We start from the raw sequence: 12792 nt of genomic DNA on the forward strand, positions 1-12792 counted from the left end.
AATCGGTGGCCGAGGCCTGTACGGCTTCAGAGTGGCTTCACAGCCTGTGAGCTGGGCAGGGTCATGCTCCTGTGGTGGAGCCGGGACGGATGATCATCAGGACGGTGACCGTTGCCCACAGCAGGTTGAAGACGCCGGTGAGCATGGCGAGACGGCCGGCGGATCGGGAGCCGGGGCCGGGGCCGGGCGTGTGCGCGACAGCGAGAGCGTTGTCCTGGGCGGGAAGGATCAGCAGTGCCAGGATGGCGGCGGCCGCGGTGGTCAGCAGGATCGAGGCGATCAGCCACCCGCTGCCGAGGACGCCGAGGCTGCTGGCCGTGGCGAACCCGAAGACGGGAACCGCGGTGCCGACGGCCGCGTAGACGCGGCAGATGCGGTGCAGCATCCGCAGGGTCAGGACCGCCTCGTGGTCACCCGGGTCGGCTTCGATGCGCCGCAGTGCTCGGGGGAACAGGCTCGCGGCGACGGTGACCGGACCGATGGCCAGCACGGCGGCCAGGACGTGCAGGGAGAGGAGGAGTTTCGTCACGGTCAGTGTTCCGTCGCCGTTCGGACGGCACGACGTCGGCCGGTGACCTTCGACGCCGGGAGGCGTCCGGCCTTGGAGGTGCCGGTCAAGGTGTCGCCACTGATCGTCACGGCGAAGGCCAGGTTCAGGCGCAGGGGCTTGGTGACGGTCTGCTCCCAGGTGAGCCGGTCGCCGTCGAGGGTGATATCGCTGAGTGCGACTTCCTCTCCCGTCCCGTGGGCGACCCCGGTCAGGACACCGTCCTGGCGAAGTAGTTCGACGACGGCCTTGATCTTGCCGATGGGGGTGGAGACGGACAGGTCCCAAGTGCCTTCAACGGACATGCTGTTGTTGCTTCCTCACGGTGCGATGTGAACAGAGGTGATTCGAGGGGAGGCGTGGTGTGTGGTCAGAGGCCGGCGGGCGCCGGGCCGTGAGGGCGCCAGACAGTGCCGCGGCGTTCATGAGCGAACAACTCCTCGACAGCGTGGGCGATCTGGGGGCCCACCTCGCGCTCCAGCAGGTACAGGCCCAGGTCGAGGCCGGAGGTGACACCGGCGCCGGTCACGAGGTCGCCGTCATCGACGATGCGGGCGCTCACCGCGTGGACGCCGGTGGCATCGAGCATGTCCAGGCCCAAGTGGTGGGTGGTCGCATGGCGGCCCTCCAGCAGGCCGGCCATGGCCAGGACGAGCGAGCCGCCGCACACCGCGCCGACCGTCACCTCCGGATTGTCCATCGCCGCCTTCAGCTGCGCAGGCAGCTCGGTGGTCAGGGTGCGGCCCAGGAGCACGGGGATGAGTTCGTCCTGCTGCCACTCCCCGGCACCCGCGTCATGGTCAGGGACTTCGCCGGGTTCTCCCACGCGGCCCGAGGCGCCGGGGACCAGAATCAGGCCCGCGCGCGTGGGGTCGAGGGCGGCCGTGGCGCGCAGCACCAGGCCCCCGGTGCCGCTGACCACCTCGCGCGGTCCTTCGGCGGAAACCAGCTCCACGCTCACCGCACCGCCGGAGGCGGTGCCGCCCGCGTACAACACTTCATAGGGGCCGATGGCATCGAGCGGATCGAAGCCGTCGAACAGGACGATCTGGGCGTGCATGAAGGGTTCCTTCGGAGTGGGACAGGCCCGGTCTGCGCCGGGCTCGCTCCCGACGCTAATCGGCTGCCGAGTCCTGCCCCAGTGGCATTAGTGACACCTTTCAACGGAATAACGCCATCGCGAGTGAACAGGCCGCTGAGCTGGCCAAGGAAGGGACAACGGGGTGATCGGGCCAAGGCTGTGCACCTGGAGGAGCGGTATCTTCTGGCCATGCACACTGTCGCTGTCCTGGCGCTGGACCGGGTGATCCCGTTCGACCTGTCCACCCCGATCGAGGTCTTCACCCGGACCCGTCTACCGGACGGCCGTCCCGGCTACCAGATCCGTGTGTGCGTGGAGAAGCCGGAGATCGACGCGGGTGCCTTCACCCTGCGCGCGCCTTGGGGGCTGGAGGGGCTCAAGGGCGCGGACACGATCATCGTGCCGGGCACCGACGCCCCCGCGGCCCCGCTCGCCCCCGCCGTTCGCGACGCGTTGCGAGCGGCGGCCGAGTACGGAACGCGCATCGCCTCCATCTGCACGGGCACTTTCCCACTGGCCGCTACCGGGCTCCTGGACGGCCTTCGCGCCACCACCCACTGGATCGCGGCCGACCTCCTCGCCACCGCCTACCCGGACATCGAGGTCGACCCGGATGTCCTGTACGTCGACAACGGCCAGATCCTCACCTCCGCCGGCGCTGCCGCCGGCCTGGACCTGTGCCTGCACATGATCCGCAAGGACTACGGCTCGGCCGTCGCCGCCGATGCCGCCCGGCTGTCCGTCATGCCCCTGGAACGAGAGGGCGGACAAGCGCAGTTCATCGTCCATGACTGCGCGCCCACCCCCCAGGGCTCCGTACTCGAACCCCTGCTCATCTGGCTGCAGGACAACCTGGGCGCCGACCTCACACTCGCCGACATCGCAGCCCACGCCGGAACCAGCACCCGAACCCTGATCCGCCACTTCCGGGAACAGACCGGCACCACGCCGCTCCAGTGGCTCCACCGCGCCCGCATCCGCCAGGCCCAGCACCTCCTCGAGACCACGCGCCACTCCGTCGAACGCATCGGCACCCAGGTCGGCTTCGGCTCACCCACCGCCTTCCGTGACCGCTTCAAGCGCACCACCGGAGTCAGCCCTCACACTTACCGGCGCACGTTCAGCTGATTGAAGACCGTGCAGGACGGTGTGGTTCATCGAGGTGAAGTCCGGCGCGACGTTGCGTGAGACGCCATTTCGGTGGGCGTGATCTCGCGGCTGTCTGGGTTGGTGACTGCTTCGCTCGGGTCGTCGAACGCTGCCCTTGCCGAAACCTCATCCGTGACAGCCACACCTTTTGAAACGGTGCCGCTTCCAAGCTGCAACATGTCATAGCTCTCGCAATTCAGGGCCTCATGCCGCGATACGGCTGCGTCGTGCCGGGCTCCCGACCGCGTAGTGCACGTACTCGCGTACCAGTCGGAAGCCGGCGGTCCAGGCCAGGAGGCGGCTGGCGCGGTTGAGGGTGGAGCAGTTCCAGCTGGGGGTGTGACCGCGTGCGGTGATGTCCGCGACGAGGCCGGTGACGCACGCCAGCGCGAGGCGGTGGCGACGGTGGTCGGGGGCGGTGAAGACGGCTACGTCCTCGTAGCGGGTGCCGCGGAAGTACGTGCAGGCGATGGCCAGCACCTGTCCGCCGCGGTCCACGGCCCCCCAGCCGTGACCCGAGGTGGCGAGGCCGGCGGCGCCGCCCCAACTGGCGTGGATCCAGGCCGAGTCGGGGCCGAGGGCGTGCAGGGCGTCGGTGTCGGCGGGCTCGAGGCGGCGCACGGTCACGCCGCGAGGAGTCGGGCAGGGCTGGGGCTCGGCCTGCAGGGTCCACACCATGCGTTCCCACGGGGTGAGGCGGTCGAAGGCCGCGCCGAGGGCCGGCAGGAAGCGCGCGGGCGCGTCGATGCGGCTGCCTGCCAGGGGCGTCAAGTCCTCCGGTGTGTCCGGGAAGCCGCGCAGCAGGACATGGTCGGCACAGGAAACGGCGATGATGCGCGGCTGATCCGCCCGGTCCGCCCACCAGCGGCCGACGCCGGTGGTGAGGGCATGCTCGCCGATGGTGGCCGGCCCCGGGGCGCCGGCGGGGAACCAGCGGGTGAGTGGCGGCAGTTGACGGGGTTCGAGTTCGATCATCGACATCTCCGAGGTGCGGTGAGGGGGGAGAGGCGGGTGCGGGGGAGATGCGGCCCGTATGGCCGGTCTCATCACCGCGCCCGCCCCTCCGGTGGGTCAGCGCTGGCCGGCCTTGCGGCCGTGGTTCGCCTTGTTCCTGCGGCGGGCTCTCTTCTTGCGGGATCGCTTCGACATGGGTGGCAACTCCGTTATGGGGTGGGCGCGTTCAAGCGGTACGGCCGACGAGGAGGTCGGCCAGTTTGCTGAGGCGCTTGACGGTGCGGTCCTCGGTGGCGGCGGGCGCCGGGTCGACGCGCTCGGCCCGGTCGTAGTAGGCACCGTTGACGATCTCGACCGACGGGTCGCAGAGGCGGACCACGTGCGCGGCACCCTCGGTGGGCGTGACGCCGTCGTGGGCGTAGAGGGGGAGCAGCGCGGTGTCGCACACACCCGGGTGGACGGACACCGCGCTGACGCGCGGATCCGCCGCGAAGACCGTCAGGGCCAGTTGCGACTGGGCGTAAGCGGCGAGCCGGGAGTAGCGGCGGGCGCGGTTGGGGTCGCTCCACTGGATGGATCCGGTGCGGTGCAGGGAGGAGGAGACGTTCACGACGCGGCCGCCCGGGGTGCTGGTGAGTGCCGGTTCCAGCAGGCAGGTCAGCAGGTAGTGGGCGAGGAAGTTGACCTGGAAGGCGATCTCGTTGCCGTCGGCGGTGATGGTGTGCCGCTCGGGCGCCGCCATGCCCGCGTTGTTCACCAGGACGTCCAGGTGCGGGTGCTCGGCGACGACACGGGCCGCCAGGGTCTCGACCTCGTCGAGGCGGGTGAAGTCGGCGCCCATGCTGCAGAGTCGGTCTGCGTCGATGCCGGCGGTCGCGACGAGACGGTCGGCGGCGGCGCGCGCTTCCTCGGCGGTCCTGCCGTGCAGGAGTACGGTGGCGCCGCGTTCGGCGAGCTGCCGGGCGGTCTCCAGACCGATGCCGGAAGTGGCGCCCGTGACAAGGACGGTGCGGGAGGAAAGGGTGGTGTCAGGCATGGTCCATCCGGGGATACGAGTACGGCTTCGCGTACGGCTCAGGTCCGCGTACGGCAGGTGCGTACGGGCATGGAAAGGGGCGCCGGACGTGGGTCACGGCGCCCCTGGGGCAGCGGAAAGCGCGTCAGCGGACGGCGGACGCGGGCGTTTCCGCACAGCGGGGCACACGGCGGGACGCCCGATGAGGCGGCCGGTCGATGAGGAGCCACTCGCTGTTCATGGTGTCCATGGAACCCGCGGGAGCCACCCCGTACAAGCTCATCTCCCGCTCCCTTACGCGCCTCTGACGTGCCCGGACGCGTTCTTTACGCGGGCTGTTCACCCAAGCCCTGGCACGCCGGAGATCAGCAGGTCGATGAGCTTGATGCCAAGGAAGGGCAGGACAAGGCCGCCGAGTCCGTACAACGTCAGGTTGCGCCGCAGAAGGTCGTGCGCCGACGCGGGCGTGTAACGCACACCCCGCAGCGCGAGTGGGATCAGCGCGACGATGATGAGCGCGTTGAAGATGATCGCCGAGGTGATGGCCGAGGTCGGGCTGTGCAGGCCCATGATGTTGAGCGACTCCAGACCCGGGTACGCGCCCGCGAACATGGCCGGGATGATGGCGAAGTACTTGGCGACGTCGTTCGTGATGGAGAACGTCGTCAACGCCCCGCGGGTGATGAGGAGTTGCTTGCCGATCTCGACGATCTCGATGAGTTTCGTCGGATTGGAGTCCAGGTCGACCATGTTCCCGGCCTCTTTGGCGGCCGAGGTTCCCGTGTTCATGGCCACGCCCACGTCGGCCTGTGCGAGGGCCGGCGCGTCGTTCGTGCCGTCGCCCGTCATCGCGACGAGTTTGCCTCCCTCCTGCTCACGCTTGATCAGCGCGAGCTTGTCCTCGGGAGTGGCTTCGGCCAAGTAGTCGTCCACACCGGCCTCTTCGGCGATGGCCTTGGCTGTCAGCGGGTTGTCGCCCGTGATCATCACCGTTCTGATCCCCATGCGGCGGAGCTCGGTGAAACGCTCGCGGATGCCGTCCTTGACCACGTCCTTCAGGTGGATCAGGCCCAGCACCCGGGGCCCGTCCCAGTCGTGCACGGCAACCAGGAGCGGGGTGCCCCCCGAGGCCGCGACCGAGTCGGCACACCAGCGAGCCTCGGCGGGAACATGGCCGCCGTACATCTGCACCCACTCGATCACCTGCTGGGCGGCGCCCTTGCGGATCGCGCACACCGCGCCGTTGTCCCAGCGCAGATCGACGCCGCTCATGCGGGTCTGCGCGGTGAACTTCACCCACCGGGCGTGGCCCAACTCGCCCTCGGCAGGCGCCCGTAGCCCGTACCGTACTTTCGCCAGCACGACGACGGAGCGTCCCTCGGGCGTCTCGTCGGCCAGCGACGACAGCTGGGCGGTGCCGGCGAGCTGCGCTTCGGTGATGCCGGGCAGCGGTACGAAGGCGGCCGCCTCGCGGTTGCCGAGGGTAATGGTGCCGGTCTTGTCGAGAAGCAGGGTCCCCACGTCACCGGCAGCCTCGACCGCGCGGCCGGACATGGCGAGCACATTGCGCTGGACGAGCCGGTCCATGCCCGCGATGCCGATCGCCGACAGCAGTGCCCCGATGGTCGTCGGGATGAGGGTGACGAGCAGGGCGACGAGGACCGTGGTGGACTGGGCGGCGTCGGCGTACCCGGCCATCGGCTGGAGCGCGACGACGACCAGCACGAACACGATCGTCAGCGCGGCCAGCAGGATGTTCAAGGCAATCTCGTTCGGCGTCTTCTGGCGCGAGGCGCCTTCGACGAGCGCGATCATCCGGTCCAGGAAGGAGTGTCCCGGGCGCGCGCTGACGCGGACCACGATCCGGTCGGACAGGACGGTCGTGCCGCCGGTGACACCGCTTCGGTCGCCGCCCGACTCCCGGATGACGGGCGCGGATTCGCCGGTGACGGCCGATTCGTCGACCGCCGCGACGCCGTCGATGACGTCGCCGTCGGCGGGGATCAGTTCGCCCGCCTCGACCACGACGACGTCGAGAGGTTTGAGCTCGGTGGCGGCCACGGCCTCCGTCTCGGCATTGCGCAGGTTGGTGCCGTAGCTCCAGTGGCGCAGGCGCAGCGCGACCGTGTCCGTACGTGCCCTGCGCAGCGATTCCGCCTGCGCCTTGCCGCGGCCCTCGGCGACGGCCTCGGCGAGGTTCGCGAAGATCACCGTCAGCCACAGCCAGGCGCTGATGACCCAGGTGAAGACGGCGGGGTGGAGGACCGCGGAGAGGGTGGTGAGGACGGCTCCGACGGAGACGACGAACAGCACCGGGTTCTTGACCAGAACTCGCGGGTGCAGCTTCCGCAGCGCCTCGGGGAAGGACCGTGCGAGCTGAGCGGGTTCGAACAGCCCGCTCGACGCGCGACGTCCCGAACCTCTCTTGGGCCCTGGCTGGGGTCCCTGCTGTGGAGGGGACGGCGGGGCCTGCTGGGGACGGGCGGAATACATGGGGACCTTCATGCCTCGGTGGGGAACCGCGCCCACGCGCAGGGCGGCGCGCCGGCGACCGGTCGGGCTGACAGAAACGTGTGGTGGCCGCCGGGCCTTGCGGTGCATGGGCCCCGGCACCGCAAGGCTGCACACGGACGTCGGCGACGGGACGACGAGACGCCGCCGCGTGCTCGGCCGCCCGTGAGATGCCCTGACCGGAGGCGTCCGATGGGTGCTTCCGGTGGCGAGCCGTCATGCCACTGACGCCCGCGGGCCTCACCGGCGGCCGAGGGGAAATCTAGCCGCGCCGGATGCCTGAAGTGCGCCGTCCGGCATGGAATTTGCGCCTCCCTTACGACCCTTCGAAGGGCGGTATCAAGCTCGCGTCAAGGTCACCTGAGAAAGCGTCAGGGAGGCGTCAACGAACCACGTCCGTGGCCGATTCCGGTCGCAGACTGAGCGGCGCGGGGGACACGGGCGACCGTCCGTGGCGTGACGTTGGAGGGCTCGTGACCATCACGGCCGGTACCACGCGCAGTTCTGAGGTCGAGGCCGAGACTGTCGCGGAGCCACAGCACGGACCGGTCGCCCCGCCCGGGGGCGGGCCCGGTCCGCGGCCACGAGGGGGGTCGCGACCGGGCCCTCACCTCCGTCGCGAGGCCGTGGACGCGTGGGCCGCTCTGCGCCGCCGCTTCTGGGCCACCATGCCCGCGCGGCTGCGCCTCCTGCACGTGTCCACGGTCTCGCTGGCCGCCGCCCTCGCGCTGCTGCTTCTGCTGGCCGGGCTCGCCGCTTCCGGCACCTGGGACGCGGTCGCCGACCGGGACTCCCCGCGCACCACCAGTGCCGCCGACCTCAACCTCGCCCTCAACGACATGGACGCGCAGGCCGCGAACATCCTGCTGTCCAGCGGCGACGCGGGCAACGGGCGCCTGAAGACGCCGTACGGCAAGGCGGTCGGCTTATACGGCGACGCCCGCACCGCCATCGGCCACGACCTGCGCACCCTCGCCGTCGCCGCCCAAGGTGACCGCACCGACGAGCGCACCGTCGAGTCCCTCACCGACAACTTCGCCGAGTACCAGGAGATGATCGGGCGCGCTCTCGAGAACGACGGCCGCACCGGCGGCAAGGCGTCCGCCATCGCCGACTACCGGGATGCGACGGATCTGCTCCAACGCAAACTCCTGCCGGAGTCACGCGAGTTGGTGGCTTCCAACGATCGGGCGTTCAACACACAGTACGCGCAGGCCCGTTCGGCGCTTTCTGCGCAACTCGCCGCTGTCATCGCGCTAGGCGTGCTGCTCCTTGCGGTGCTCGCCGTACTCCAGTGGTACTTGGCGCGCCGCTTCCACCGGATCCTCAACCCCGGAGTCCTGATCGCCACCATCTGCGTCCTGCTCGCCACCCTCCTCGGTGCTCAGGCGCTCTCCGGGACGGCCGAGCAACTGCGGGGCGCCCGCCGGGACGCGTTCGACTCCGTCGTCGCGCTCTCCCGCGCCCGCGCGATCGCGTACGACGCGAACGCGGACGAGAGCCGCTACCTCCTCGATCAGGAGCGTCGCGGCCGGTACGAGCGAGCGTTCCTGGCGAATTCGCAGAAGTTGTACGGCGTGCGGGGTGCGACCCTCGCCACGTACGACGACGAACTCGCCACGACCTGGCAGGCGTACCGCTCCGACCACGAAGACCTGCGTTTCACCGGCGAGTTCCGGCGCGAACTCGACAACATCACCTTCCCCGGCGAGCGGGCAGCGGCCGAGAAGGCGGTCGAGACGTACGCCGTCTACCAGCGCGACGACCGCAAGATCCGTGCTCTGGTCGCACAGGGCAAGGAACGCGAGGCCGTCGCGTTCGGGATCAGCTGGCAGCCCGACATGTCCAACGCGCACTTCGGGGCATGGATGGAGGCGCTCGACAAGGTGACCGACATCAACCGCGACCACTTCGCTGCCTCGGTACACGCGGGCCGCTCCGCGGTGGGCGATCTGCTGACCTGGGTCCTTGGAGCGCTTTTCGCGGCGATCGTATGCACCACCCTGGGACTGCGACCGAGGTATGCGGAGTTCCGTTGAAGCGTGAGTTGCACCAGGCGGCAGGATTCGAGATGACACTGTATGGCGTGCCGAAGTGCCATCACCGGGCCAGCTGCCCACTTCGGGCGGACAGCGGAGCGGTGTCCAGTCAGGACACGCCATTTCCCGGGCCGGCCGGCCCGGGGCCACGAGCATGGAGAGGGATCCACCATGACTGACTCCGACCTGTCCGTCCTGCGGGAGCGGGCCGAGAAGGGTGACGCGTACGCGGTCGACGAACTGATCGAACTCGCCGCCGAGCGCGGAGACATGGATGAGTTGCGGCGTCTTTCCGACGGGGGCAGCGCCACTGCGACCGATGAGTTGATTCAACTCGCCGGCGAGCGCGGTGACATGGGTGAGCTGCGACGGTTGTCCGATGCCGGTAACGCCACCGCAGCCGATCAGTTGATGGAACTCGCCACCGAATGTGGCGACTTGGACGAACTGCGACGCCTCGCCGACCAGGGCAACACCGCTGCTGCCGAGCAGCTCATGGAGCTCACGACGGAGTGACCCGGCTCGCGACGAGGTGACACCCGCACTGTTCAGGCGGCGGGGGGCACGTGACCGGCGGGTGGACCTCGACTGCCCCTGCGCTGCGCAGGCCGTCCCCTTGGTCATCAGAAGGGGACCTTGTCGGCCCTCTGCCGACCGGACTTCCCGGCCTGCCTCTTCCGCCCCGGCGGAGCAGGTCTCGTCAGTGTGGTGTCAATGTCCACGTGACCGGCGCCAAGGATGCGTCAAGGGGTGCGCCGATGCACTCGCACAAGCGCTTCGGTAGAGAGAAGGAACCCTTCCCTCCGGGAGAGTTGATCATCAGTGAGCGGAGCGCATCGGCTGCGATGAGTGACGTACGGACGGATATGAGTGACGTACGGACCGGCGGGGGTGTGAAACGGACCGGCGGGGGTGTGACACGGACCGGCGCGGGTGACGTACGCCCCGGACGGCTGAAGGTCTACCTCGGGGCTGCCCCGGGAGTCGGCAAGACCTACCGCATGCTCGACGAAGCGCGGCGCAGAGCGGCGCGCGGCGCCGACGTGGTGGTGGGGTTCGTGGAATGCCATGGACGCCCCGGTACGGAGGTGATGCTCGACGGCCTGGAAGTCGTCGACAGGACCTCGTGCACCTATCGCGGCGGCGGGTTCACGGAGATGGACCTCGCCGCGGTCCTCGCGCGGCGTCCCCAGGTCGCGATCGTCGACGAGTTCGCCCACAGCAACGTTCCGGGGGACGGCCGCAACCCCAAGCGCTGGCAGGACATCGAGGAGCTGCTCGCGGCAGGGATCGATGTCATCAGCGCGCTCAACATCCAGCATCTCGAATCCCTCAACGACGTCGTCGAGAAGATCACCCGGGTCCCGCAGCACGAGACAGTTCCCGACGAGGTCGTGCGCCGGGCGCGTCAGATCGAGCTGGTGGACATGCCGCCCGAGGGGCTTCGCCGCCGGATGGCGCACGGCAACATCTACGCTCCCGAGAAGGTCGACGCGGCCCTCGCCAATTACTTCCGGCCCGGCAATCTGACAGCCCTGCGCCAACTCGCTCTGCTGTGGGTGGCCGACCGCGTCGACGAGGCACTGCAGTCCTACCGCTCGGAGCACGGCATCGGTGGCGTGTGGGAGACCCGGGAGCGGGTGGTCGTGGCTCTGACGGGCGGGCCCGAGGGCGACACTCTCATCCGGCGGGCCGCCCGTATCGCCGACCGGTCGGCCGGCGGTGACCTGCTCGCCGTACACGTCACGCGCAGCGACGGACTCGCCGCCGGCACCTCGCACGCCTCCCTGGCCCGGCAGCGGCGGCTTGTCGAGGATCTCGGCGGCAGCTACCACTCCGTGGTCGGCGACGACGTCGCCACCTCCCTGGTCGAGTTCGCGCGCGCCGAGAACGCCACGCAGCTCGTGCTGGGCACCAGCCGCCGTGGCCGCCTGGAGCAGTTCGTCACGGGACGGGGCACCGGCGAGACGGTGGTCAAGTCCTCGACCGACATCGACGTCCACATGGTCACGCACGAACGTGCCGGGCGAGGCACGCTGTTGCCTTCGCGCCGCCGCACCCTGTCGACCGTCCGCAGGATCGCGGGCCCGGTCGCCGGCCTGCTGCTGCCGCTGGCCCTGACCTTCCTGCTGGATCTGGACGCGGCCAGGGACAGACTCAACCTCACCAGCGAGGCCTTGCTCTTCCTGCTGACTGTGGTGGGGGTGGCCTGCATAGGCGGGGTCGTGTCGGCGGTGATCGCGTCGGTGACGGCGTCCTTGCTGCTCAACTACTGGTTCATCCCGCCCAGAGGGCACTTCACGTTGAGCGATCCGAACGCGTTGCTTGCGCTCGCGGTCTTCGTCGTGGTGGCCGCCATAGTGGCTGCCGTCGTCGACCGCTCCCTGCGTCTGTCGCGGCGCTCGGCGCGAGCCACCGCGGAGGCGGAGACCATGTCGTCCCTCGCGGGCACCATCGTGCGCGGCGGTGCGACGATCCCCGCTCTGGTGGAACGCACCCGTGAGACCTTCGGAATGGACTCGGCGGAACTGGTGGACGAGCCGCCGGGGGAGGACGGCGCAACAGTCGTGCCCGCGGGGCCCGGCGCCTTCCTGGTGCTTCGCGGCCGTCCCCTCCCGTCCTCCGAGCGGCGCGTGCTGGCCGCGTTCGCGGCACACGTGGGCGCCGCCGTCGAACGGGCCCGGCTCGCCGAGGCCGCCGCCGAGGTCGAACCGGTCAAGGCCGCCGACCGGATGCGTACGGCGCTGCTGCGGGCGGTCGGCCACGACCTGCGCACCCCGCTCGCCGCCGGATGGGCCGCGGTCTCCTCGCTGCGCAGCCGGGATGTGGAGTTCTCCGACGCGGACCGTGACGAGCTGCTCGCCACCGCCGACGAATCCATGGCCAAGCTGAACCGGCTGATCGAGAACCTCCTCGACCTCAGCCGACTGCAGGCAGGGGCGCTCACCCTGAACCTGCGCCCCACCACGCTGGACGAGGTCCTGCCGGCGGCGCTGGCGGACACACTCGAGGTCGAGGTGGGGGACATGGAGGAGGTTCCGGCCGTGCTGGCCGACCCGCCGTTGCTGGAGCGGGTGGTCGCCAACCTCGCGGGCAACGCGGCCCGCCACAGTCCTGCGGGGCGCAAGGTGCTGCTGACAGCCAGCGCCCATGCGGGCCGTGTCGAAGTGCGTGTGGTCGACCGAGGCCCGGGCCTCCCATCCACCGACCGCGACCGCCTCTTCGAACCGTTCCAACGCCTCGGCGACACCGACAACGCCACAGGACTCGGCCTCGGTCTGGCCCTGTCCAGGGGCCTGGCCGAGGCGATGGACGGCACCCTCGTCCCGGAGGACACCCCGGGCGGGGGCCTGACCATGGTGCTGTCCCTGCCCTTCGCCGAGCGGGCGGAGCACCCCAGTGGTACGCAGAGCGTAGGAGGGGCGCCTGAGGCCTGACCTCGGCGTACGAAGGGTCGTGGGAACCGCCCAACCCGTCCACACCACCGAGGCGTTGG

Annotated in this window: 11 protein-coding genes; 4 read left to right on the forward strand and 7 right to left on the reverse strand. The window is 70.0% G+C overall.

Going from position 1 to position 12792, the window contains the following annotated elements; translation table 11 throughout:
* Positions 1–61 precede the first annotated feature (61 nt).
* From ACIPWY_RS04460 to ACIPWY_RS04470, 3 genes are all read right to left on the reverse strand, one after another.
* Complete coding sequence (locus ACIPWY_RS04460; protein WP_362905178.1) at positions 62–529, reverse strand: DUF2269 family protein; 468 nt, start codon at positions 527–529, stop codon at positions 62–64.
* Positions 530–531: 2 nt separating this feature from the next.
* A complete protein-coding gene (locus ACIPWY_RS04465; protein WP_362905176.1) occupies positions 532–852 on the reverse strand; it encodes a hypothetical protein in 321 nt (106 codons plus the stop codon).
* A 65-nt stretch (positions 853–917) separates the two neighbouring features.
* Positions 918–1607 carry a DJ-1/PfpI family protein gene (locus tag ACIPWY_RS04470; protein ID WP_401532192.1) on the reverse strand — a complete coding sequence of 230 codons (690 nt, stop codon included), beginning with the start codon at positions 1605–1607 and terminating at the stop codon, positions 918–920.
* A gap of 210 nt (positions 1608–1817) precedes the next feature.
* On the opposite strand from ACIPWY_RS04470, the gene ACIPWY_RS04475 reads away from it, so the two are divergent.
* On the forward strand, positions 1818–2756 hold the full coding sequence (locus ACIPWY_RS04475) for a GlxA family transcriptional regulator (protein WP_393703121.1): 939 nt from the start codon (positions 1818–1820) through the stop codon (positions 2754–2756).
* Between the two features lie 225 nt (positions 2757–2981).
* Here the strand turns inward: ACIPWY_RS04475 and ACIPWY_RS04480 are convergent, their stop codons facing one another.
* The 4 genes from ACIPWY_RS04480 to kdpB all read right to left on the reverse strand — a co-directional run bounded on the left by ACIPWY_RS04480 (position 2982) and on the right by kdpB (position 7239).
* Positions 2982–3752: a GNAT family N-acetyltransferase gene (locus ACIPWY_RS04480; protein WP_362905170.1), complete on the reverse strand. Its 771-nt coding sequence runs from the start codon at positions 3750–3752 to the stop codon at positions 2982–2984.
* A gap of 96 nt (positions 3753–3848) precedes the next feature.
* On the reverse strand, positions 3849–3926 hold the full coding sequence (locus ACIPWY_RS04485; RefSeq protein WP_382007288.1) for a 50S ribosomal protein bL37: 78 nt from the start codon (positions 3924–3926) through the stop codon (positions 3849–3851).
* A gap of 31 nt (positions 3927–3957) precedes the next feature.
* Positions 3958–4767 (reverse strand): SDR family NAD(P)-dependent oxidoreductase, encoded by an 810-nt coding sequence (locus ACIPWY_RS04490; RefSeq protein WP_362905168.1) that lies wholly within the window; start codon positions 4765–4767, stop codon positions 3958–3960.
* A gap of 318 nt (positions 4768–5085) precedes the next feature.
* Positions 5086–7239, reverse strand: coding sequence for a potassium-transporting ATPase subunit KdpB (gene kdpB, locus ACIPWY_RS04495; RefSeq protein WP_393703118.1), 2154 nt, complete (start codon positions 7237–7239; stop codon positions 5086–5088).
* Positions 7240–7883: 644 nt separating this feature from the next.
* Here kdpB and ACIPWY_RS04500 point away from each other — a divergent pair.
* The 3 genes from ACIPWY_RS04500 (at position 7884) to ACIPWY_RS04510 (ending at position 12733) form a co-directional block, all read left to right on the forward strand.
* Entirely contained in the window at positions 7884–9296 is a 1413-nt protein-coding gene (locus ACIPWY_RS04500) for a hypothetical protein (protein WP_393703116.1), read from the forward strand.
* Between the two features lie 171 nt (positions 9297–9467).
* A complete protein-coding gene (locus ACIPWY_RS04505) occupies positions 9468–9812 on the forward strand; it encodes a hypothetical protein (protein ID WP_393703114.1) in 345 nt (114 codons plus the stop codon).
* Between the two features lie 350 nt (positions 9813–10162).
* Positions 10163–12733 carry an ATP-binding protein gene (locus ACIPWY_RS04510; RefSeq protein WP_393703290.1) on the forward strand — a complete coding sequence of 857 codons (2571 nt, stop codon included), beginning with the start codon at positions 10163–10165 and terminating at the stop codon, positions 12731–12733.
* Positions 12734–12792 lie beyond the last annotated feature (59 nt).

The sequence above is a fragment of the Streptomyces sp. NPDC090032 genome (genome assembly GCF_044748025.1).
In the GTDB taxonomy this organism is placed as follows: Bacteria; Actinomycetota; Actinomycetes; order Streptomycetales; family Streptomycetaceae; genus Streptomyces.